This is a genomic window from Nonomuraea sp. NPDC049419, assembly GCF_040676995.1.
GTDB lineage: Bacteria > Actinomycetota > Actinomycetes > Streptosporangiales > Streptosporangiaceae > Nonomuraea > Nonomuraea salmonea.
Genome location: NZ_JBFAQB010000009.1, coordinates 136,281 through 156,863, shown reverse-complemented (window position 1 = coordinate 156,863; position 20,583 = coordinate 136,281). Strand labels below are relative to the sequence as shown.

Genomic DNA, 20,583 nt, shown 5'->3' with positions numbered 1-20,583 from the left:
CATGCCCTGCGGAACCTAACAGCAGCGTGACAGCACCGGTTCTGCTCGGGTTACGCGCCGCTTCGTAGAACCAACGCCATGATCCCCCTCCTCCGTCCTGGACGCCTGATCGCCCTCGTCCTCGCGGCCGCCGCCATCATCGTGCCCGGCCTGTCGCCCGCGTCCTGCTCCGGCTTCTGCCCCGACCCGATCGTCGCCGCGGACGGCACCGCCGTCAGCGACCGCTTCTGGTTCTTCCACCGGGAGCTGGGCCGCGAGGGCACCATCACCGTCCGGCTCGCCGCGATGACCGGGACGATCACCTATCCGCCACCGCGTCACGACCGGATCGTGTCCGGGCTGGTGCCGTGGGCCAAGACCGGGATCATCGTCAAGGACGGGCTGCGCCAGGGCTCCTCGTACGCCGCGCTCATGATGACCGGACGGCACGGCATCCGCTTCCAGCACGACTACCTGCACGACGCCGCCGTCCCCGGCACCGCGCGCTGGCTGCGCCTGGCCCGCTCCGGCGACGTGATCACCGGCTACACCTCCGCCGACGGCGCCCGCTGGGACCGTGCCGCCTCGGCCACCCTCAAGGGGCTGCCGGAGACCGTACGGGTGGGGCTGTTCGCCGCCTCGCCCGGAGACCTCACCCTGCGCGAGACCGGGCTCGGCGGGACGATCGAGGAGGTCCGCTTCACGCAGGCCGTCGGCGTCTTCGACCACGTCACCGTCGAAGGCTCCGCCGGCGGCTGGGGCAGCGATTCCGTCGGTTCCATGAACGAGACCGACTGGGAGAAGCACCACAACGCGTCCGGGGTCGTGGAGAAGGACGGCACGGTCACGATCAGCGGCACCGGCGACATCGGCCCGCTTCCCGAGGAGGGCGCCCGTGCCATCGAGAGCTCCCTGGTGGGGCTGCCCGTCGCCCTTCTCATCCTGACTGTGATGGGCGCCCGCTCCGCCACTGCCAGGGTGAGCGTCGTCGGGGCCGCCACGTTCGTCACCGGTCTGCTGGCGGTCGGGACCGTCATCCTGGCTCAGTCGCCGGTTTCTCCCCCTACCGCTGCTCGGGTGATCGTCGGCTGTGCGCTGGCGCTCGCGTTGTGCACCGTCATCGCGTGCAGGCTGGGGCGCTTTCGTCTTGCGGGCGTGCTCGCCGCGGTGTTCCTGATCCCGCTTCCCGCCGTTCTGACGGCGTTCCCGCTGCTTCCTGACGTGGTCGCCGACTGGCTGCTGCGGGTCACGCCGGCCGCCGGATTCGCCATCAAGCAGACCCTGGTCGAGTATCCGCAGGTGACGGCCCACTATGCGCCTTCGACGGGTTACTACCCGCTGCCGGGCTGGGCCGGAATGGCCGTCCTGGGTGCGTACGCACTGATCGTCATGCTGAGGCGCGATGAGTATTCGTCTCCGGACAGGTCTGCATGACCGAGAGAAAGGACCTCCCGGCATGCAACGACCCGTACTCGGCAGCCTCCTCCTGTCCAGCACCGACCCGGAACGTCTCCGCACCTGGTACGCCACCGCCCTCGACCCGTCGGACAGCACCGAGGTCAACGGTTACCGGGTGCTGAAATTCGGCGATTTTTACCTCTTTATCGACACTCGTCAGGACATCGCCGACAAGAACCCCGAGCCAGGCCGGGTCATCCTGAACTTCGACGTCCCCGACGCCCGCGCGGTCGCCGCCCGCATGGAGCAGGCCGGCACCCAGTGGCTCGCCGACCTGGAGGACCGCGACGGCAGCCTCTTCGCCACCGCCATCGACCCGGACGGCAACTACGTCCAGATCATCGAATTGAGCGAGGAACACCGCCAGGCGTCCTCGTAAGCTTCGATCATGGATTGGCTGACCTGGCACGACCAGTACGACGTCCCCGGCTCCTACCTGGCGCAGCGCCTACACGTCGTCCAAGAGCGCATCCGCCTCGCTCTGGACGGCTCCCCGCCCGGCCCGCTGCGGCTCATCAGCCTCTGCGCGGGCCAGGGCCGCGACGTGCTGGAGGTGCTCGCCGAGCACCCGCGCCGCGACGACGTCAGAGCCCGCCTGGTCGAACTGGACCCGCACAACACCGCCATCGCCTCGGAGGCGATCGCATCGCACGGACTCGACCAGGTCGAGGTGCTGACGGCCGACGCCGCGCTCACCGACCACTACCAGGACCTGACACCCGCCGAGATCGTCCTCGTCTGCGGCGTGTTCGGCAACATCACGGACGAGGACATAGAACGCACCATCGACACCTGCCCCCAGCTGTGCGCCACCGACGGCGTGGTCATCTGGACCCGCCACCGCCAGGCTCCCGACCGGGTGCCGCTGATCTGCCGCTGGTTCGAGGAACGCGGCTTCGAACGCGAGTGGCTGTCACCCCCGGAGGCCGGCTTCGGCGTCGGCGTCCACCGCTTCAAAGCCGACCCCCGCCCCCTCGTGGCGGGGCGCAGCATGTTCACCTTCACCGGCTACGACAAGCTCACCGATGACTTCCGGACGGAAGCGCCGTCTTAAGCACGAGCGACACGAAGGTCGCTCGGCAGCCGCGACCCCCGGGAGTCCCGATCATGCGGAAACTGATAGCGACGGTCTTCAACTACTCCCTCGACGGCCTGCTCGCCGACGAGGACACCGACTTCTGGAAGTTCTGCTTCGGCCTGCCGGAGAACAGCCGGCCCGACGACCAGGCCCACCTCGAGTTCCTGCGCGGCGCCTACGCCCACGTCATGGGGCGCACCACGTACGAGGGCACGTCCGAGGCCATGATGGCCTCCCCCGACCACCCCTTCTCCGACCTCCTGACCAGCGGCCGCAAGGTCGTCTTCTCCCGGACGATGCAGACGGCCGACTGGGCCAACACGACCATCGCCGCCGGCGACACCACAGAGGAGATCGACAAGCTGCGGCAGGGCGGCGACGGCTACATCATCGTCTGGGGCGGCGTCCGCCTCTGGCACTCCCTCATGCAGCAGGACCTGCTCGACGAGCTGCACGTCAGCATGTTCCCGTACGTCGCCGGCGAGGGCACCCGCCTCTTCAACGGCGTCCCGAAGTCGTACGAGCTGGAGCTGATCTCCAGCACCCCGTCCAGGAGCGGCATCGTCCACCTGCACTACCGCCGCCCCCGCTGACTCAGGAACCCACTGATTCACGGGGTGCTCCGAAGGGGTTGTCGACGACGTAACGCCACCCCCCGTCGGGCCCCCTCCTGGCGACGTCCGTGGCGGTCCCCTCGATGTGCACAGGGCGACCGTCACGGCCGGTGCCGTCGATGACCCAGTCGACGATCAGCAACGCGACGTCCCCCGTGGCGTAGACGTGCCGCGGCCGAACCGTGATCGGCACCCCGAGCCGCTGGAACCGCGCATTGGCGTCGTACGCCTCCTGCCCGGTCAAGGGCACCCCCGGCTCCGGCACGAACACCGCCCCACTCTCGTAGATTTGAGCCACCTTCTCCGGATCTCCGCTGTTGAACAGCTCGGCGAAAACGAGGGGCACGTCCTCGGGACGTTCGGCAAGCATCACCATGTCCTTTCCGTAGACGCGGCAACGCTAGGAGGCGCCCTCGTGACTCACCAAACCGTCAGTCACCCGGCCCGGCCGGGCCTGCCCGACGACCCGCGGGCCCACGTCACGGCCCCCACCCCGTCCTGCCCCGTGGAGATCACCCTCGCGGCCCTGCACGGCCGCTGGACGACCCTGGTGATCCGCGAGTTCTTGGGAGGCGACCACACCTTCACCGAACTACGCGGAGCCCTACCCGACCTCTCGGACAAGGTCCTCTCCGACCGCTTGGCACACCTGACGAACGCCGGCATCCTCACCCGCCACCGCGAGCCCGGCTGGCCACCCCGAGTCCACTACACCCTCACCCCCCACGGCCGCAGCCTCGGCCCCGTCCTGCAAGCCCTCTGGGACTGGGGCTCAGCCGCGCCGACGAGAGGTCTCGGCGACGCCCAGGGCGACTAGGAAGTCACCGGCACGGGCGGCACGACCTGGACGATGCGCGCGCTCCCAGCGGGCGCCCTCGTCTCATGCATCGTGATCACATCCCCCGGCGCAAGCCAGGGTCGCTTTTGGCCGGCGCACCCTTCAATCGCGGCGGCGTTCCGTCTGGGCTCGCCTGCGGAACTCAGCGAGCCACCCGGCCACCTGCTCGTCGCTGTGGAAGTAGTCCTCATCTGGGCCGGAACGCATGTCGATGCCGCAGAGCTGCATCAACGCGTCCCACACCGGCTCATCGTCCCCCTCGACCATGTCGGCGGCCACGAACTGCGCCGCCCACCGATCCACTTCTTCCCGAGTCATGTCTCCCCGGAGCAGCCCTTCGAAGTGGGCTTCGACCTCGGCACGCATGGGTAACGCCACCATGGCACGCATGCTTGCACGCCCTCACAAACAGAATCACCCGGTTTTCACGCGACGAATGCATACTCCCCGCCGACCTCGCCGACCTGCTGGACCGCCTCTTGAGCGGCGAGCACCCCCCAAGCCGATGGCCATACCGTGGGACAAGCCGAGGCCCTACCAGTACGGGAAGAGATGCTCTGTCGAGCCGATCAACGCAGTGCGCGCGTAGGCCGCAGGCGAGAAGTGAACACCGGTGGCACGCTCCGAAAGGGCCAGCGCCGCGGAGGTGGGATCATCTGTTGCGTCGCCGCCGACATGCAACCCGAGGTCCGTGACGTCCCCCTCAAGGCAGTCTGACTCGCCACCGCTGTACAGGCTAAAGGTCGTGATCAGGTTCCCGTCCCTGTGGAATGTGAAGTCGGCCCCCTCGATCGTCACGTTGACAGCAGCGGCCACCGAGCCCTTGGAGAGAACCCCGGCCCGGTGGTAGACGACAGCGCCCCACCCGTACTCGATCAGTACCGTCCCACCCTCGGCCCGGTACGCCGCAACACCGAACCCCTCGCCCTCCAGAGGACTACCCGGCACCACGCCGATCCGGCGCAGAGCCTCATCAGGAGACACGCGCTGCACGAAACAGGCACAGAGCCACGTTTCGCCCACGTCGTCCGTGAACTCCTGGTAGAGCCACTCATAAGTGCCCGCAGCCGCCTTACCCATGACCATCGCACCTCTCCCGACGATGAACGACGGACGCGATCCTGGCAGCCCGGCCCGACAAATCCCGCGTAGCGACGCCCGGATGTCAGGGGGCAGGGCACCACCAACACGTCTCTACCGGGTGAGAGCATCGGGAACAGGCGAGCCCGGCGCCCCCCAAGAACCGGGCAGCCTGCACATCAACAAAAACCTCCGCATTAATCGACGAGGTACGGCATTCCCGCCGCGGGACACCATCTCAGTCGCGAACAGTGATAGACATCTCCCTGATTCCCGCATCCGAAATGGCCATGAACCAAGGGCCGTCACCCCGCTCCTTGATCTTGCGCTCCATTTCATCCCATCGGCGAACCAGGAGTCGCATGGTCTCCCAGTTCGACAGATCCTTCTTGCCCGCGAGCCAGAAAATTCGGAGTCCATGCTCTGCCAAGAGCATGACTTTGGCGTGTTTCGTCCTGATGCGCTTATCTCTAGTTATCACGACAAGATCTTTAGCTGCGACGACGGGCATCCAGACCGGATCTAATGTACCGAACGGCACTTCCGGCAACAGTGGGTGTCCTGCGTGAATGACATCTCTTCGCAGGAGCACGAGCGGTTTTCCGATGCCGAGCGACGTCTCGTCGACAAAGAACCGCAAGTTGTTCAGGTCGATGGGGGGCATGGCGTCCTGAGTACGGATGTTAGGCGCTGCGGCGCAGTTCGAACAAGACGGCAGCGCGCACTTGCTCAGGTGACAGCTCGTACAGTTCGGCAACCATTTCTTCCGAGTCACCTGCCCGTACTTGCTCAGCAATCACTTCAGTTGGCACCGCCCGATCGTCAACAACGGGCTCCCCGAAGGCGCGGAGTGGGTCGATCACAATCTCCCGGAACTCGGGGTCAGGATAGATACTCACCGCGTCGCCTCTTTTGTTGAATCGCACCGCATTCATATATGTCTCAGCCGGCGGAGTGAGCATGAACTGTCCATTACGCAGAACAACAAGCTGCAGCGCCTCATCCAGATTCACTTCATCCTGGACCCGCTTCACCAGTTCCCTACCCACCGACGTGATCAGGTTCGCCGAGTGTGCTAGAGGATACGGCGATCCAGTCTCCGCTCGAAGAACCTCAATGGCCGGGCGCATATTGATCAGCGGCACGCCTGCGCTGCGAAACTCCGACAACAACCGTGTCTCGACGAACTCACCCCAGGTTGCATAATCCTCGCCGGTATGCTCCTCTCGCACCACTGGAGGATAAGGCTTCCCATTGCGGACGTATCCGTCGATCCAACGCCTAGCGGTGCCGGATGGCAGCCCAAGGAGACGATCGACCTGAGCCATGGTGTAGGTCGGCCGTTCGAGAAGATCGAACACAGCACTCACCTGCGTATCATCCCATCTATTCAAGATCCAGCAACCGGATGGACCGATCATCTTGGGAAGTGCATCACAAGATCGGGGGACATACTCGGTATTTCATTTATATCTCTACCATTTCTGTTACCTTTCGAAGCGTCTACGGCGATCCGTCACCTTGCCCGGTGCGCCAGGGTGAGGAACGAACCCGGCTCACCGATTACCCGGCCAGGCACTCAAGGCGCGCCGGATCCTCTCCCACGCCCCTCAAGGTGGCGGTGCGGCAGGACACGGTCACACAGGATGTGGCAACCCTGGTCGAAGCGCGACAACGGCGGCAACCAAGATTGAGCCGCTGTCACGCGAAGAGGCTCGTCACATCCTCGACGTGACGCGCACCAGAAGGGGCGGCGTGCTGGTCGATGGCGCTTGCGCTGAGCACCCGCCAAGGCGAGGCTCTCGGGCTTCGCTGGTCGTACATCGACACAGACACCGGCGAGATCGCTCAGCTCGAAGCGCACCGCGAGGTATAGGACGCAGAGCGGGAGAAGATCGGCATCGATGGCAGGACCATGACCTGATGTTCGCGCCAAGCTCGGCTCGACCACCGAGCGCTACGCCCACGTATCCACACCGCTGATGCGCGACGCAGGCGAACGCCTCGCCTCCGCTCTCTGGCGAAACCCGTAGCCGTTGCAAGTAGGGCTGCAACTATGACGTCCCCGGAGATCAAAGAGGCCCTCTTCCCGTATTCGGGAAGAGGGCCTCTCAGCTGCGGAGGATCGGGGATTTGAACCCCGGATGGGCGGTAAACCCAAACCGCATTAGCAGCTACGAGCCTGATCGTCCTGATCGGTTCAACGTGGACCAATAGGCGCGGCTGGTCTGCCTGGAACGGTATGAAGCGGCGGTGAACTGCAACCCAAACTGCAACCGGAGTCGGCTCCCCACCTGCACGGACGGGAGCCGCCAGCCATCGTCCCTCTCGAAAACCGCCGTCAGACGACCGACTGTCGACGAGGGTCGGTGTAGTCGACGTGCTTCTCTTCCATGAGCGCCTCGAAGGCTTCAAGACCGGCGTCCATGATGAGGTCGCGTTCTGCGGGCGTGATCGGCAAGAGCCAGAGGATGCGGGCGTGACCGCCCTCCCATGCGCAGACCTCGAAATCAGGGCCGAAGGGGTACAGCAGGCTGATCACATACCGGTCACACGCCGAGTCGGCGAACCAGGGCCGGCCGATCGGAACGACATGGCCATGATCGAGGCGATAGTGAGGAGGGCCCGCGTGGTAGTAGGCGTTCATGGTCACCGATTCCAGATGCTGCCAGTCATCAGTCCGCGCGGTGAGGACGAACTCCAAGCCGTGCCCATCGGCCGAGGTGACCGTTGAGCATCCCGAACTCACGTAAGCCCAGCCGTTGAACCGTGGTCCCGGCCCGACCCGAAAGATCCGGAAGTCCGGGATCCGCTCCCCGATAGGGCCGGCGACCCCCGGTACGCAATCGATCTGGTGTCCCTGAAAGAAGTCCTCCAGGTGGCTGCGCAGGGCGTCATGGGATCCGACCACGTTAATCCTTCCGTCACGGGCGTCAGGCTCATGCACGCCGTAACCCTAATTGTCGCGTCCACCTCGTCTCCTACGTAATAGGGCAGGAATCACGCCCGCACCGTCAGCACACGAGCAGGCACCCCCGCCGCAGCGACTTCCGGCGGGCGGCCAAGTGGGACGCAAGCACCGAGAAGATCCGCTCTCCCGGCTTGCACTTTCACCATCTTCGACACATCGGCAACACGATCGCCGCCAGCTCCGCCGCAAGCCTCACGGGTCTCATGCAACGGATGGGACACGATGCCCGTCCGCGCCGCCCTCACCTACCAGCACAGCCCCGCAGAAGCCGACCGTAAGAGCGCCGATTCCATGAACGACAAGCTCAACCGGAGCAACCAGGACGACGAAGATGGCTCTTGCTAATGGCACGGTGTGGCACGGCCTTGCGACACGCAGCTGGCACGGAAGCGAACCTGGCTCCCCTACGGGTGATCCACCCGTAGGGGAGTCGAACTGCCGGCGGTTTTACAGCGCGTGACCGTTGCGGCTGAGATATGGCCTTCAACCTGCGGCATGACCGTGTCTCACCACGATGCGAGCCATGATCATTGCACGTATATTGCACAGGAAGTGCATCGTACCGACCTTGTCATGATCGCTTGCCTCTGCTTATGTGTTCGGCGTGAGTCGTGATTCCGATGTAGGCGGGCGTCGCGAACCTGCTCCGGCGAAGGTTAGCCCGGCGGGTGGAAGGATGAATCACATCCCACTGCTCCTTGTCCTAGGCACGGTCCCTCTTCTGCTTGCCAACTGGTTCATCGCTGCGGTGATCCTTGGACACGACTGCACCTTTTTATACGAGGGCGGCAACATTACTGAATGTGCTGGCGGGCTATCAGAGGAAGAGATGACCGCCACATCGGGACTGATCGCGCTGGTGCTACTTGTTATCCAGATAGGGCTGATCGTCCTAGTGCGCCGGCGCACCCGCGGATCGTAGCGAGGCCGCATGATCGGCGACGCGCTGGACGAGCCACCGTTCTAGTTCATGTTGCACACGGTGTGATCAGCCTGTTGCCCGATGGGCCAGGGCTGAGGAACGAAGCCCTGGACCTTCGATCGCCCCCAACCATGTCCGGCGACCAGCCATGCCGTGGCGATCGTTGGGCTGCATCTGTACGGTGGCGCGGCAACCCCGGTCGGTGCGTTCGGCAAGTACGGTGAGGTTGGCGTGCGGTGGCCGGCCCGGTGTCCCGCCGCCGTCCGGGACCGGCCCCCAGGCCGCACGCCCGGACGGCGGGCGGGCGGAGGGCCGGGGGTACGGCGGCGCGCCGCGCCGCCGCTTGATGTGGCCAAGACCAAGAGAAACGGTGCTCGGTGGTCGGTCGCCCTCGCTCTCGGCATCCGCCAGGGCGAGGCCCTTGGGCTCCGCTGGTCGTACATCGATCTGAACACGGGGGAGATCAGAGCGTGGTTTCAGATCCAGCGGTCGGAGTGGCAGCACGGCTGCAAGGATCCACACGCCCGTGGAGAGAAGTGGCACCGTAAGGCGTGCAAGAAGAACTGCAAAGAGCACCAGCATGATCGCGACTGCAAGCCGGACTGCAAGAAGCGCTCCCACCGCTGCTACAGGCGCCCATGCCTCAAGGACTGTACGAGCCACGCGGACAAGTGCCCGAAGCGCACCGGCGGCGGGCTGATCTTTCGCCAGCGCAAGGGTAAGAGCAAGCTCACCCTCCAATGCCCGCCAGCACTCCTGGCTCTCCTACGAACCCACAAGAAGCTCCAAGCCGCCGAACGACTCAAGGCTGGGGATAGGTGGACCGATCATGATCTGGTCTTCACAACGCAGCTCGGCGGCCCGATCGAGCGTACTGAGGACTGGAAGCAGTGGAAATCCATCCTCAAGCAGGCCGGCGTCCGGGACGCCCGGGTCCACGACGCGCGGCACACCGCGGCGACCCTGTTGATAGAGCAGGGCGTCCACATCCGCGTCGTCCAGGAGATCCTCGGCCACACCCGGGTCACCACCACCGAGCGCTACACCCACGTGGCAACCCTCCAGATGAAGGACGCCAGTGAGCGCATGGGCGCCGTCCTATGGGGATCACCCTGAGGGCAACTGCAACCCAAACTGCAACCCTGACGCCCACAGAGATCAAAAAGGCCCTCTCCCAAGATCTGGGAGAGGGCCTTTCACCTGCGGAGGATGAGGGATTTGAACCCTCGATGGCCGGTAAGACCAAACCGCATTAGCAGTGCGGCGCCATAGACCTGACTAGGCGAATCCTCCTGGGAGCCAGTGCGGCTCAGCACAGCGTACCGGCCTTCTGGCGAGGCGGCAAAGCGATTGGTCCGTGGGCCGCCTCGGCGAGTTATCAACAGGCTGTGGGTAACTGCCTGTGGATGAAGCCCGCCCAGAGTTGGGGCGGGCTTCAGGGGCTGTGGATAACTGAGTTTTCCACAGGAGGTCCCAGTCGTTCCGGGTCCGTCGGTGTGCCGTCGGCCTCCGTCCGGGGTCCGGCGGTGTGCCGTCGGCCTCCGTCCGGGGTCCGGCGGTGGTGCCGGCAACCCCGCCGTACGAGGGTCAGGCGGCCGGGTTGGCCTCGCCCTCGATCTCGATCTTGACCTTCTTGCCCACCAGCACGCCACCGGTCTCCAGCGCCTGGTTCCAGGTCAGGCCGAAGTCCTCGCGGTCGAACTCCGTGGCGATCGAGAAGCCCCACACGGCCTGGCCCCACGGGTTGGTGCCGGCGCCGCCGTACTCGACCGTGAGCTCGACCTCGCGCGTCACGTCGCGGATGGTGAGGTCGCCGACGACGGTGAACTCGTCGCCCGAGTGGCCGGTCACGCGCGTGCTCTTGAACGTGATGGTCGGGAACTTCTCCGCCGACAGGAAGTCGTCGCTGCGCAGGTGACCGTCACGGTCGGGCATGCCCGTGTCGATGCTCGCGGTCTCGATGGTGAGCTCGGCGGACGATTCGAGCGGGTTCTCGGCGATCGTGACCGAGCCGCTGAACGTGCCGAAGTGGCCGCGGACCTTGCTGACCATCATGTGCTTGACGACGAAGCCGACGTTCGTGTGCGCTACGTCAATGGTGTACGTCCCGGCGGCGGGGATGGTCAGGGACTCCCAGGTACGGGTGGACATCGGGGTTCTCCTTGAAAGGACGGTTGTTACGTGGATGTCTGCGGCAACAACTTTCTACCCGAGGAATATTCCTCCCGTCAACTATCGTCGGCTAAGGTATGAGGGTGATGAACGTGGACGACCCCCGGGTGACGGCGATAGGACTCCTGCATGAGGTACACGCGGGCTTGATGGACCGGCTCGCGCCGGCACTCAACGCCGCGGGGTTGTCGGACGTCGATTTCGAAGCCCTCATCCGCTTGGCACGTTCCCCTGGCCGCCGCCTGCGCATGAGCGATCTGGCCGCCCAGACGGGACTGTCCACCAGCGGGGTGACCAGAGTCGTCGACCGGCTCGAACGCGAGGGCCTGGTCCGCAGGGAGGCCTGCCCCACCGACCGCAGGGCCTCCTACGCCGCCCTCACCGGCGAGGGCCACGACCGGCTGGAGCTCGTGCTGCCCAAGCACGTGCAGGACATCGAAGACCTGTTCACCGGCCAGCTCGACAAGGACGAGCTGGAGGGGTTCCTGGCGAGCCTGCGCAAGATCCGGCAGGTGGTCCGCCCCTGCGCCACCGCCGGCGCCGCCGACCCTAGCCTGCCAGCGCGTTCCTGAGCTTGGCCATCGCCCGCGAGACCGTGCTTTTGACCGTCCCCACGCTGATCCCGAGCGTCTTGGCGATCTCGGGCTCGGTCATGTCCTCGTAGTAGCGCAGCACGATCGCGGCGCGCATGCGTTCGGGCAGCTCGCGCAGCGCCTGTTCGAGCGCCTCGTGCACCTCGCCGACCGGCTCATGGTGGTGGTGCACGACCTCCGGCAGGTCGTCGGACGGGTACTCCTCCACCTTGCGCCGCCGCCACTGCGAGATGTTGATGTTGACCATGGCCCGCCGTACGTATCCGTCCAGCGCCCCGCGGTCCTCGATGCGGTGCCAGGCCAGGTACGTCTTGGTGAGCGCGCTCTGCAACAGGTCCTCCGCGTCGAGCGGGTGCCCGGTGAGCTGATGCGCCTGGCGCAGCAGCGCGGGACCGCGCGCCCTGACGTACTCGCGGAACTCGTCTTCCCAGCCGGTGGTCTGCATCGTGGCCAGAATCGCAGCCTGATGCCCATTTGTGCCCGAACCGCAATTCAGGTTTCGGCCCACCGCAGACAAAGGTAGGTCAAGGTTGGTGGCGGTTTGTACGACGCCGTAGGTGAAGGCACTTCCCCAGGGATGCGTATTTTGCTCTCATCCCCGTCGCCACGGCGTGATCAGCCTCTGAGTCGTGTGACCCTAGTACCGGAGGCGAGGGAGGGCGGATGGGCTATCCGAGCGTTGAGCGCCGCAGGGTGCTCGCCGCAGCGGCGCTCGGCCGCGAGGGGGGCGTTCCCGGCCCCGACGCGGGCACCGGTGAGCCGCTGCGGGCCGTGGCCGGCGAGGTGCTCGACATCAGCCCGCACCTGATCACCATCGAGACCCCAGGCGGCGCCGAGGAGCGCCTCGTGATCGCGCCCTGGGCCACCGCGTGGCACGGCGCCGAGGTGGCGCCCGCCGACCTGCCCGTGGGCTGCATGGTGCTCATGCGGGCCATGCGCGAGGGCCGGGTGGTCGATCGCATCTGGGCCGACACCACCCGCATCACCGGAACGATCCTGTCCATTCAGGGCCGCCGTGACCTGACCGTCGAGCTCGACTGCGGCCCGCACCGCGGGCACCGTACGGTCGTCATCCCCTACCGCGCCTCAGGCCGGCTCCAGGTGCGCCATCCGCTGTTCGAGCCCGGCTACCTGTTCGACGCGATCGGCATCCGGCAGGACGGCGCCGGTCTCGCGCTGCTGCCCGCCACCTCGCAGCCGCCCTACCCGGCGCGGGCGGTGCCGCCGCCGACGTACGCGGGCGCCCAGTCCCGCATCGCGGGCACGGCCACCTGGTCCGACACGTTCGACGAGGAAGAGCGCGGCGCGGCCTACCCCATGCTGGAACGCGCCGACACGGGCTGCGCGCAGGCGGGGGTGTCGTGCGCGGGCCTGCCGTACCTCGCGCTCGGCTCGCTGCTGCAGGTGCGTAACGTGTGCACGAGCCGCTCGGCCAACGTGCCCGTGGTGGCGTGCGGGTGCGTGGCGGGGCGGTTCTGTGACCGGTGCGTCGAGTGTGACACCTCCCCGCGCGGGCGGATCGCGGAGTTATCACCCTCCTCGTACGTCGAACTCGGCGGCGACCTCATCAAAGGGTGCTTCAATGCGCAGATCGGATTGGGGTGACGTTCGTGCTTGAATCACAGCTCCCGCTCCTGATCGTCATGCTCGCCCTCGGCACGGTGGCGAAGGTGGGCACGGTGACCTCAGGGGGTGAGCCGGGTTCGCTGTCGAGGCTCGGGCCCGCGGTGCTGGTGCCGGGGCGCATGCAGGCTCCCGCGTTGCTGGTGTGCGCGGCGGCCGAGCTGGCGCTGGCCGCGGGGCTGCTGGTGACGACGCATCCGTTGTTCCGGTGGGGCACGGTGGCGTTCTTCGCGCTGTCCACGTACGTGCTGCTGGAGCTGCGCAGGCGGCGGCCCGACGCGGGCTGCGGCTGCTTCGGCGAGGTGAGCTCGGCCCCCGTCGGGCTGCGCTCGATCGGCCGGACGGTGGTGCTGACCGGCATGGCGGTGCTGTCGGTGTGGGCGCCGGTGCCCGGCTGGGTGTCGGTGTTCCATCTGTCGTGGTACGCCGCCGCCGGCGTGGCCCTGCTCGTGCTCCTGTCGCCCGAGGTGGAGGAGCTGATCGACCGCGTACGCTTCCGCGCCCCCTGCGAGCAGCGCCGCGGCCCGGCAGAGTCGGTCACCCTGTCGCGGCTCAGGTCGAGCGGCGTCTGGCGGGCGAACCGGGCGGAGCTGGTGTCGGCGCAGCCGTACGACAGCTGGCGGGAGCTGTGCTGGCGCTTCTTCGCCTTCCGCAACAACGACGGCGACGACGTGGTCTTCGCGGTCTATCTCAGCGGGCGGCGCCCCGCGGTGCGGATGGCCGTGGTCAGCGCGCAGGACAGCGAGCCTCTCGCGGAATATACGCCAGTATCGGCATGACGCTAGACAGCGTTAGATTTCGCTCGACAGGCATGGCGATATAGCTCTATTGGGCTGTCTAGCTTCCCCACTAGACAGCCCAATAGAGGTCTAGGGGCGTCGCTCAGATGGGCTGAGCACGCAGGAACTTGCCGAAATGCGGCACCGTGAACGCGATCTGGCCGCGCTCGGCGCTGTAGATGAGCCCTTTCTTGATGAGGCTGTCGCGGGCCGGCGAGAGGCTGGACGGCTTGCGCCCGAGCGCGTCGGCCACCTCGGCGGTGGCCACCGGCTCGTCGCCGATCTGCGCCATGGCGTGCATGTAGTCGCGCTCGGCCGGGGTGGCACGCTCGTAGCGGCTGCCGAAGAAGCCGACCGCGAGCTCTTCCTCCGCCTCGGGCGCGGAGACCTTGACGTCTTCGAGGGTGATCGGGCTGCGCGGCGCGAGGTCCCAGGCGACCTTCCCGTAGGCCTGCACGAAGTAGGGATAACCGTCGGCGGCCTCGTAGAGGGCGTCGAGCGCCTCCTGGGTGAACTCCACCTCCTCCTCGCGGGCCGGCAGGATCAGCGCCAGGTCGGCCGCCTCGCGGTCGAGCTTGTCGATGCGCGCGTAGCGGAAGAGCCGCTCGGAATAGCTCTTGCTCGCCGACAGCACGCTGGGCAGGTGCGGCAGCCCGGCGCCCACCACGATCAGCGGCCCGCCCGACTGTGACAGCTCGTGGCAGGCCGCGCAGAGCGCGGAGACGTCGGCGGGCTGCACGTCCTGCATCTCGTCGATGAACAGCGCGATGCCCACCCCCAGGTCGGTGGCCACGCTCGCCGCGTCGACGAAAAGCTCGGTGAGGTCGATCTCAAGGTCGCCCGAGTCGGCGCGCCCGCGGCTGGCGGGCACCTCGATGCCGGGCGACCAGTGGGAGGTGCCCTTGGCCGCGGACGGATCGCGCATCGCGAACGCCTTGAGCACGCCGAGGAACTCCTCGATGCGCTCGGGCGCGCGGTGGCGCGGAGCCAGCTCGCGGATGGCCATGTGGAGGGCGGCGGCCACCGGCCGCCTGATCGACTGGTCGGGCCGGGCCTCGATCTTGCCCGTGCCCCACAGCCGCTGCATGGCCATGGACTTGAACGTGTTGAGCAGGACGGTCTTGCCCACGCCCCGCAGGCCGGTCACGACCATGCTGCGCTCGGGACGGCCGCGGGCCACCCGCTCCAGCACGACCTCGAACTGCTGGAGCTCGCGATCGCGCCCGGCGAGCTCCGGCGGGCGCTGCCCGGCGCCGGGAGCATAGGGGTTTCGCACAGGGTCCACGCTCTCGGACTTTATTGCCGGATATAGCGGCCGTCTTAGATTTGGGAAGAAAGTGCTACGGCGTGTCCGAGCAGGGGCGGGCGCGAGCACCGTCATCGGACACACCCCCTCTCACCAGGCCGAACCTCTGTTCGATTGCGGTACCTAGAACTGTAGCGCGGACTCGAACACCTATGCGATGGTTTCGAGTAAAGATCTTGGGAACACCAGGAGCCCCCGGTCATCCCGGCGCCGTTCCGGGCGCGTCGCGCTCCGGTGAGAAGTCCGGTGAGAAGTCCGGCGAGAAGTCCAGTGAGAAGTTGGCAGCCGTCCCGCCCTGGCAATAGCGTTCGTGGCCATGCGGACCTTCGCGAACGTACAGGAACTCAAGGCGGCCGTCGGCGAGACGTTCGGCCCCACCGAGTGGCGCACCATCACCCAGGAGCAGGTCAACACCTTCGCCGACGCCACCGACGACCACCAGTGGATCCACGTCGACGTGGAGCGGGCCAAGGAGGGGCCGTTCGGCGGCACGATCGCCCACGGCTACCTGACGCTGTCGCTGCTGCCGTCGTTCATGTTCTCGCTGGTCAAGGTCGAGGGCATCGCGATGGGCGTCAACTTCGGGCTCAACAAGGTGCGCTTCCCCAGGCCGGTGCCGGTGGGCGCGCGGGTGCGCGCGGTCGGCGAGCTGACCGACGTCAAGGGCACCCCGGCCGGCTACCTGTCCACCCTGAAGATGACGATCGAGATCGAGGGCGAGAAGCGGCCGGCCTGCGTCGCCGAGACCCTCAGCCTGTACGTCCCCGCCGAGTGACCGCTCAGAGCAGTCCCGCGACGATCGCGGCCAGCGCGGCCAGTCCGATGAGCCCGAGGTAGGCCAGCACGAGCCGGGTGTCCCTGAGGAAGCACTTGCTCCTGGACAGCCCCGCTCGCCTGGCCCGCCAATAACCGGCGAACCCGAGCGCCGCGAACCCCAGCACCGCCCACGGCCCGAGCAGCCAGGCGAGCAGCGCGACCGTCGCGTACACGCACAGGCGCAGCGGATCGTACGGCTGCGCCCCTCCGCTCTGCCGGGTCACCGCGCCACCGCCGAGAGCCGCTGGCGCGACAGCTGCGGCCACGCCTGCACCGCGCAGAACGGCGCGCACTGGTCCTGTTCGGCGCGCGTCCCCACGTGCACGCAGCACTGCGTGAGCCGTTCCTCGATCATGGTCGACAGGTCCATGAACGGCTTGACCGTGATCCGCACCACCCGCTCGCCCAGCATCCTGCGCAGCTTCTTCCGCCTGCCGGGCAACGCCGACGAGGCCAGCGTGAGCAGGGTGGAGACGCCGAGGTCGCAGTTCTCGCAGATGGTCCGCCACACGTCGCCGATCTGCGGATGCGACAGCGACGACTGCTCCGACAGCAGCCCGAGCAGCGACTCCTGGACGGCCATGCGCAGCTCGCGCGGGATCTCGGTGTCGGCGATGCGGTTGGAGACCAGGCCGAGGTTCGCCTTGAGCCGGTCGTGGCCGATCAGCGCCGTCAGCGAACGCCACTGCTTCGCGTCGTCGCGGATCAGGTAGCCGACCGAGCAGCAGTGGGGGTGCGAGCAGGGCAGCGCGGTCAGGTCGCGCCAGGTCACGAGGCCGTCGGTCTGCGGGCCGAGGCGCTTGAGCACGCCGGTGTGGGTGAGGCGGTCGTTCGGGTCGATGACACCCGACCTGCCGGAGCCGAACTGGGGTTGCAGCGAGACGCCCCCGACGTACGGGGTGTCCAGGGCCAGGCGTACGACGTCGCCGATCTCCCCGTCGTTCACCCCGAGCGCGGCGGTCATGACGAGCGTGGTGAAGATCTCGCGCTCCGACAGCCGGCGTACGGCGTCCGCCTTGATCCTCGTCAGGTCGCCGCCGCGGTGGTGCCTGGACGCCTCGGCCGACGTGCCGTCGTACTGGAGGTAGACCTCCACCCGCTCCCTGTGCTCGGTGAGCAGGTCGAGCAGGGAGTCGTCCTTGGCGATGAGCACGCCGTTGGTGTTGATGAGGATGCGGGTGACCGGGCGGGCGGTCAGCTCGGCGAGCAGGGTCTTGAGCTCGGGGTGCAGCGTTGGCTCGCCGCCGCTAAGCATGAGGACGTCGAGCTTGCCGTTCTCGCGCTGGAGCCGCTGGTCGACGTTGGCCAGCACGTCCGCGACCGGGACGACGCCGCTCAGGTCGGGTGAGCTGTCGGCGAAGCAGGTGGGGCAGCGCAGGTTGCAGGTCTCGGCGATGTCCTCGAGGAGGATGCAGGTGTGCTGGGTCTGCATCTCGGGGAGGCCGTGGAGGTAGGCGGAGGGGATGGGCCTGAAATTTCCCGACATGTCGGGCACGTGCTGCTTGGTGGGGGCGGTCCATTCCTCCAGGTACGCGAGGATCTCCGGGTCCTCGTCGTACAGCGTGCTGATCAACCCGTGCTCGCGGCAGCCGCGTTCGAGCCAGACCCGGCCGTCCCGCTCGGCCAGGTAGCCGCTCAGCCGCTCGACCTCCTCCAGGTCGCGGCCATGGCATTTCGGGCAGAACGCGTTCACGTACCGCAGGATCCGGTCGCCCCGCAGCCCCATCCCAGCACTCATGTCATGACCTTCCGCTCGAAAAGGGCATCGTAGTAACCGCGCCGCCACCCGTACGCGAGCCGCACCCCGAGCAGCACCAGCCCCGGCAGGAGGAACCACTGAGGTCTGGTGAGGTCGAGCCACACCGTCTCGTTCGCCCTGGTGAACTCGACGAGGAAGCGGAAGGCCGCGTAACCCGCCAGGTAGAGCGTGAACAGCTCCCCCGGCTGCGTCATCCGCTTACGCGCCCAGCGCAACGCCACGAACGCGGCGAGCTGGAAGATGATCTCGTAGATGAACGACGGGTGCATGGCCTCGCCGGTCAGGCATCCCGGGCATTCCGGGGTGGTGGGCGGCGCGTGCACGCCCCACGGCAGGTCCGTGGGGCGTCCCGGCGCCTCGGTCAGATGGCAGCCGATGCGGCCCACCGCCATGCCGAGCGCCACCGCGGGGGCGAACAGGTCGCCCGTGCGCTCCTTGTAACCGATGATCCGCTTGGCGATCAGCACGCCGACGTACGCGCCGGTCAGGCCGCCCAGGATGCTGCGGGAGCCGTACAGCCAGAGATCCTTGACGTCCAGCGTCTCCATCCAGCCCGCCAGCCGCATCCCGATCGCCCCGCCGACCAGGGCGCCGGCCACCGCGACCAGCGACTGCTCGTTCAGCGCGCCCCTGCCCCGCGCCTCCCTGACGAACACGACCGCGGCCACCAGCACGCCGAGGCCGACGAAGATCTCGTGGTACGGCATGTCAGGTGTACAGGCCCGGGTTGAGTCCCGTGCAGAAGCCCGCCGACAGGATCGACCACAGCGCCCACCCGATCATCAGCCCCAAGCCTGTGCCTCTCGCCCACGGCTTGCGGACGAAGCACAGCCCGATGCCCGCCACCAGGCCCACCGCGGCCAACACCACTGTGCCGGCGATGACGTAGGGGTTGGAGCTGCCCTGGGCGCTGATGGCGGCGAAGAAGACGAAGAAGCCTATGAGGGCGTTGAGGACGCTGTAGACGGCCAGGCCGGCGAAGAAGAAGGCGACCACGACGCCGGTGGTGTTGGTGCTGGTGGGTGGGGGTGGCGGGGGGCCGAACATGGGTGGCGGGTACTGACTACCCGGCGGCGGCCCCCCGTAGGGGCCTTGGGGCTGGCCTGGGTGCGACGGCTGACCTCCGTGCGGCGGCTGACCTCCGTGCGGCGGGTGGTTCGTGTACGGCGGCTGGTTCGTGTACGGCTGGTTCCCATAGGGCGGTTGGCCGTGCGGTGGTTGGCCTTGATGGGCCGCTGGGGTTCCGTAGGGTGCCTGCCCGGGGAAGCCGCCCTCATGCAAGGGACCGCTTTGCGGGGGCGGTTGCTGGGAGGGCAGGGGGTATGGGGTGTCGGGCGCCACGAACATCGGCCGCCCAGCCCCCGAAACGACCCCTTGACCGGGCGCGCCTTGATGGGACGTGCCTGGGCCGGTCGGCGGCTTCGTACCAGATGCCTCTTCGGCGGGAACCGCCATCGGCTGAGGGACACCTGACGGCGGCGGAATGGCAATGGGCTTACCGGTGGGCGGCGGCATCATCACCGGCCGGCCGCTGGGAGGCGGCGGCACCGGCTGCCCACCGGACGGCTCGGCGCTGGGCGGCACGCCGACCGACTCCCCGGTCGGAGGCGGCAGGAACTGCGGCTCCCCGACCTGCGCAACCTCCTCCTCAGACGTCGCGTCCTGCTCCGGCGTCGCCTCCTGCTCAGGGGCAGCGGTCACCTGATCAGGCGTCGCGTCCTCCTGTCCCGGCTTCGGCTGCTCGGGCTCCTCAGCAGCCCCCGGCGGCGGTGTCGTGGTCATCGGCTCGGTCCACCCCCTTGGTCGTCATGATCGATCCCATCACGACGGCGACGAGCGCGTACCGCATCGAGAGGGACGCCGACGACGACCCGGACAGCAACGACAAAACGCTCACCCCGCACACCCTATGGCCCAGCACCCCACCTACCCCCTCACGCGCCCTCCGAGTAATAGATCGCGGCCTGCACCCGGCTCTTCAGCCCCAGCTTGTTGAGCACACGGCTCACGTGCGTCTTGGTCGTGGCCTCCGCCATGTCGAGCTCCCTGGCGATCTCGGCATTGGACATCCCCTTGGCGATGCAGGCCAGCACCTCACGTTCGCGAGGCGTCAGGGCGTCGAGACCGGCGGCGCTCTCGGCCCGGCGTACCGGCGCCTGCTCGGCGAACGCCGAGATCAGCTTCCGCGTGACGCCGGGCGAGATGAGCCCGTCGCCGCGAGCCACCACGCGCACGGCCTCGACCAGGGAATCGGCGTCGGTGTTCTTCAACAGGAACCCGGCCGCCCCGGCCCGCAACGCCCCGAACACGTACTCGTCCACGTCGAACGTCGTGAGGATCAGCACGTCACAGACCCCCGCCAGCTCGCGGGTGGCGGAGATGCCGTCGAGGCGCGGCATCCGTACGTCCATCAACACGACGTCCGGCCGCAACTCCCGAGCCATGGCCACGGCCTCGACCCCGTCGGCGGCCTCGCCCACGACCTCGATGTCCTCGGCCCCGCCGAGGATCAGCACGATGCCGACCCGCACCGCCGCATGATCATCAGCGACCAGCACCCGAATAGCCACCATCAACCTCCGCCGAGACCCGAAG

General features: G+C 67.4%; 27 protein-coding genes and 1 tRNA gene. 12 read left to right on the top strand and 16 right to left on the bottom strand.

The genetic code is table 11. From position 1 onward, the window contains the following. The first annotated feature begins 78 nt into the window (after positions 1–78). The 4 genes from AB0K12_RS26290 to AB0K12_RS26275 are packed head-to-tail and all read left to right on the top strand — an operon-like array spanning position 79 to position 3,108. On the top strand, positions 79–1,413 hold the full coding sequence (locus tag AB0K12_RS26290) for a hypothetical protein (RefSeq protein ID WP_364566406.1): 1,335 nt from the start codon (positions 79–81) through the stop codon (positions 1,411–1,413). Between the two features lie 22 nt (positions 1,414–1,435). After that, positions 1,436–1,816, top strand: a complete 381-nt coding sequence (locus AB0K12_RS26285; protein ID WP_364368340.1) for a VOC family protein — start codon at positions 1,436–1,438, stop codon at positions 1,814–1,816. Between the two features lie 9 nt (positions 1,817–1,825). Then, positions 1,826–2,491: a class I SAM-dependent methyltransferase family protein gene (locus AB0K12_RS26280; RefSeq protein WP_364566402.1), complete on the top strand. Its 666-nt coding sequence runs from the start codon at positions 1,826–1,828 to the stop codon at positions 2,489–2,491. 53 nt (positions 2,492–2,544) lie between these two features. Further along, complete coding sequence (locus AB0K12_RS26275; RefSeq protein WP_364566400.1) at positions 2,545–3,108, top strand: dihydrofolate reductase family protein; 564 nt, start codon at positions 2,545–2,547, stop codon at positions 3,106–3,108. A 1-nt stretch (position 3,109) separates the two neighbouring features. On the opposite strand, the gene AB0K12_RS26270 is transcribed toward AB0K12_RS26275, so the two are convergent. Continuing rightward, complete coding sequence (locus AB0K12_RS26270) at positions 3,110–3,499, bottom strand: DUF4440 domain-containing protein (RefSeq protein ID WP_364566397.1); 390 nt, start codon at positions 3,497–3,499, stop codon at positions 3,110–3,112. A 45-nt stretch (positions 3,500–3,544) separates the two neighbouring features. Between AB0K12_RS26270 and AB0K12_RS26265 the strand changes: the two genes are divergently transcribed. Further along, the gene (locus AB0K12_RS26265; RefSeq protein WP_364566394.1) at positions 3,545–3,946 is read left to right on the top strand and encodes a helix-turn-helix domain-containing protein; all 402 of its coding nucleotides are present in this window, start codon (positions 3,545–3,547) and stop codon (positions 3,944–3,946) included. A 123-nt stretch (positions 3,947–4,069) separates the two neighbouring features. Here the strand turns inward: AB0K12_RS26265 and AB0K12_RS26260 are convergent, their stop codons facing one another. From AB0K12_RS26260 to AB0K12_RS26240, 5 genes are all read right to left on the bottom strand, one after another. Beyond that, the gene (locus AB0K12_RS26260; RefSeq protein ID WP_364566391.1) at positions 4,070–4,285 is read right to left on the bottom strand and encodes a hypothetical protein; all 216 of its coding nucleotides are present in this window, start codon (positions 4,283–4,285) and stop codon (positions 4,070–4,072) included. Positions 4,286–4,501: 216 nt separating this feature from the next. Further along, on the bottom strand, positions 4,502–5,047 hold the full coding sequence (locus tag AB0K12_RS26255; RefSeq protein ID WP_364566389.1) for a hypothetical protein: 546 nt from the start codon (positions 5,045–5,047) through the stop codon (positions 4,502–4,504). Positions 5,048–5,285: 238 nt separating this feature from the next. Then, a complete protein-coding gene (locus AB0K12_RS26250) occupies positions 5,286–5,711 on the bottom strand; it encodes a hypothetical protein (protein ID WP_364566387.1) in 426 nt (141 codons plus the stop codon). 19 nt (positions 5,712–5,730) lie between these two features. After that, positions 5,731–6,417, bottom strand: a complete 687-nt coding sequence (locus tag AB0K12_RS26245; protein ID WP_364566384.1) for a DUF433 domain-containing protein — start codon at positions 6,415–6,417, stop codon at positions 5,731–5,733. Positions 6,418–7,388: 971 nt separating this feature from the next. Next, positions 7,389–7,994 (bottom strand): suppressor of fused domain protein, encoded by a 606-nt coding sequence (locus AB0K12_RS26240; RefSeq protein ID WP_364566382.1) that lies wholly within the window; start codon positions 7,992–7,994, stop codon positions 7,389–7,391. A 700-nt stretch (positions 7,995–8,694) separates the two neighbouring features. On the opposite strand from AB0K12_RS26240, the gene AB0K12_RS26235 reads away from it, so the two are divergent. Beyond that, positions 8,695–8,940 carry a hypothetical protein gene (locus AB0K12_RS26235; protein ID WP_364566379.1) on the top strand — a complete coding sequence of 82 codons (246 nt, stop codon included), beginning with the start codon at positions 8,695–8,697 and terminating at the stop codon, positions 8,938–8,940. A 153-nt stretch (positions 8,941–9,093) separates the two neighbouring features. Then, positions 9,094–10,056 (top strand): tyrosine-type recombinase/integrase, encoded by a 963-nt coding sequence (locus AB0K12_RS26230; protein ID WP_364566375.1) that lies wholly within the window; start codon positions 9,094–9,096, stop codon positions 10,054–10,056. A gap of 87 nt (positions 10,057–10,143) precedes the next feature. Here the strand turns inward: AB0K12_RS26230 and AB0K12_RS26225 are convergent. Both AB0K12_RS26225 and AB0K12_RS26220 read right to left on the bottom strand, forming a co-directional pair. Continuing rightward, positions 10,144–10,233: transfer RNA gene (locus AB0K12_RS26225), tRNA-Ser, on the bottom strand. Between the two features lie 294 nt (positions 10,234–10,527). Continuing rightward, positions 10,528–11,091, bottom strand: coding sequence for a YceI family protein (locus AB0K12_RS26220; protein WP_364566371.1), 564 nt, complete (start codon positions 11,089–11,091; stop codon positions 10,528–10,530). 98 nt (positions 11,092–11,189) lie between these two features. On the opposite strand from AB0K12_RS26220, the gene AB0K12_RS26215 reads away from it, so the two are divergent. Continuing rightward, positions 11,190–11,684 (top strand): MarR family transcriptional regulator, encoded by a 495-nt coding sequence (locus AB0K12_RS26215; protein WP_364566368.1) that lies wholly within the window; start codon positions 11,190–11,192, stop codon positions 11,682–11,684. On the opposite strand, the gene AB0K12_RS26210 is transcribed toward AB0K12_RS26215, so the two are convergent. Then, positions 11,662–12,150, bottom strand: coding sequence for a SigE family RNA polymerase sigma factor (locus AB0K12_RS26210; protein WP_345393664.1), 489 nt, complete (start codon positions 12,148–12,150; stop codon positions 11,662–11,664). The two genes, AB0K12_RS26215 and AB0K12_RS26210, sit on opposite strands and share 23 nt — an antisense overlap. 218 nt (positions 12,151–12,368) lie before the next feature. On the opposite strand from AB0K12_RS26210, the gene AB0K12_RS26205 reads away from it, so the two are divergent. Together AB0K12_RS26205 and AB0K12_RS26200 are read left to right on the top strand one after the other, a co-directional pair. Then, positions 12,369–13,310, top strand: coding sequence for a hypothetical protein (locus AB0K12_RS26205; protein WP_364566364.1), 942 nt, complete (start codon positions 12,369–12,371; stop codon positions 13,308–13,310). 5 nt (positions 13,311–13,315) lie between these two features. Continuing rightward, entirely contained in the window at positions 13,316–14,107 is a 792-nt protein-coding gene (locus AB0K12_RS26200) for a MauE/DoxX family redox-associated membrane protein (RefSeq protein WP_364566361.1), read from the top strand. 103 nt (positions 14,108–14,210) lie between these two features. Here the strand turns inward: AB0K12_RS26200 and AB0K12_RS26195 are convergent, their stop codons facing one another. Next, on the bottom strand, positions 14,211–15,392 hold the full coding sequence (locus AB0K12_RS26195) for an ATP-binding protein (RefSeq protein WP_355416186.1): 1,182 nt from the start codon (positions 15,390–15,392) through the stop codon (positions 14,211–14,213). A gap of 337 nt (positions 15,393–15,729) precedes the next feature. Here AB0K12_RS26195 and AB0K12_RS26190 point away from each other — a divergent pair, with 337 nt between their 5' ends. Next, positions 15,730–16,188 (top strand): MaoC family dehydratase, encoded by a 459-nt coding sequence (locus AB0K12_RS26190; protein ID WP_355416184.1) that lies wholly within the window; start codon positions 15,730–15,732, stop codon positions 16,186–16,188. A gap of 4 nt (positions 16,189–16,192) precedes the next feature. On the opposite strand, the gene AB0K12_RS26185 is transcribed toward AB0K12_RS26190, so the two are convergent. From AB0K12_RS26185 to AB0K12_RS26170, 4 genes are read right to left on the bottom strand one after another with little or no spacing between them, the layout of a single operon-like run. Further along, entirely contained in the window at positions 16,193–16,453 is a 261-nt protein-coding gene (locus tag AB0K12_RS26185) for a hypothetical protein (RefSeq protein ID WP_364566356.1), read from the bottom strand. Continuing rightward, a complete protein-coding gene (locus AB0K12_RS26180) occupies positions 16,450–17,967 on the bottom strand; it encodes a radical SAM protein (RefSeq protein WP_364368380.1) in 1,518 nt (505 codons plus the stop codon). Before AB0K12_RS26180 ends, AB0K12_RS26185 begins: the two co-directional genes overlap by 4 nt. Then, positions 17,964–18,695, bottom strand: coding sequence for a prolipoprotein diacylglyceryl transferase family protein (locus AB0K12_RS26175; RefSeq protein ID WP_364566352.1), 732 nt, complete (start codon positions 18,693–18,695; stop codon positions 17,964–17,966). Before AB0K12_RS26175 ends, AB0K12_RS26180 begins: the two co-directional genes overlap by 4 nt. Position 18,696: 1 nt before the next feature. After that, a complete protein-coding gene (locus tag AB0K12_RS26170) occupies positions 18,697–19,035 on the bottom strand; it encodes a hypothetical protein (RefSeq protein ID WP_364566349.1) in 339 nt (112 codons plus the stop codon). Positions 19,036–19,477: 442 nt separating this feature from the next. Between AB0K12_RS26170 and AB0K12_RS26165 the strand changes: the two genes are divergently transcribed. Continuing rightward, positions 19,478–19,693, top strand: coding sequence for a hypothetical protein (locus AB0K12_RS26165; RefSeq protein ID WP_364566345.1), 216 nt, complete (start codon positions 19,478–19,480; stop codon positions 19,691–19,693). A 45-nt stretch (positions 19,694–19,738) separates the two neighbouring features. Here the strand turns inward: AB0K12_RS26165 and AB0K12_RS26160 are convergent, their stop codons facing one another. Together AB0K12_RS26160 and AB0K12_RS26155 are read right to left on the bottom strand one after the other, a co-directional pair. After that, a complete protein-coding gene (locus AB0K12_RS26160; RefSeq protein ID WP_364566342.1) occupies positions 19,739–19,885 on the bottom strand; it encodes a hypothetical protein in 147 nt (48 codons plus the stop codon). A 37-nt stretch (positions 19,886–19,922) separates the two neighbouring features. Then, entirely contained in the window at positions 19,923–20,561 is a 639-nt protein-coding gene (locus AB0K12_RS26155) for a response regulator transcription factor (RefSeq protein ID WP_364566339.1), read from the bottom strand. Positions 20,562–20,583: the final 22 nt, after the last annotated feature.